Source organism: Phytohabitans kaempferiae, assembly GCF_042433955.1.
Lineage (GTDB): Bacteria > Actinomycetota > Actinomycetes > Mycobacteriales > Micromonosporaceae > Phytohabitans > Phytohabitans kaempferiae.
Genome location: NZ_JBHLUH010000062.1, coordinates 1 through 572, shown reverse-complemented (window position 1 = coordinate 572; position 572 = coordinate 1). Strand labels below are relative to the sequence as shown.

The 572-nt window shown below is 62.6% G+C and carries 1 protein-coding gene; it reads right to left on the bottom strand.

From position 1 onward, the window contains the following. Positions 1–520 (bottom strand): Glu/Leu/Phe/Val dehydrogenase dimerization domain-containing protein (locus ACFFIA_RS30270; protein ID WP_446686987.1); only part of this gene is annotated, 520 nt, incomplete at its 3' end. Between the last annotated feature and the right edge of the window lie 52 nt (positions 521–572).

The window sequence follows — 572 nt, the reverse complement described above, 5'->3', positions numbered from 1 at the left end:
GCGTCGCGCAGGGAAGCGCGATGTCACACGGCACCTGCCAAACCGACTGACCAGCCAAATAACGAGCCGCCCCACCACGCTCGCTGACGTACTCACTGATCCGCTCCCGGCGCACCACCTTGATCTCCTTCACCAGATCCAGGTCGATACCCTTCTCATCCACGACATAACCCGCCGAATCCGAACAGGCCATCACCACACCGCCCAACCGCTGGATCTTCTCCATCGCGTAGACAGCCACATTGCCCGACCCGGACACCACCACCTTCTTACCCTCGAACGAGTCACCCCGCGTCCGCAGCACCTCCTCCACGAAGAAGACGGTGCCGTAGCCGGTGGCCTCCCGCCGCACCTGCGAACCACCCCAGGCCAACCCCTTCCCGGTCAACACCCCGGACTCGTAGCGATTGGTGATCCGCTTGTACTGACCGAACAGATAACCGATCTCCCGACCCCCCACCCCGATATCCCCCGCCGGCACATCGGTGTGCTCACCCAAATGCCGGTACAACTCAGTCATGAACGCCTGACAGAACCGCATCACCTCACCCTCGGAACGACCCTTCGGATCG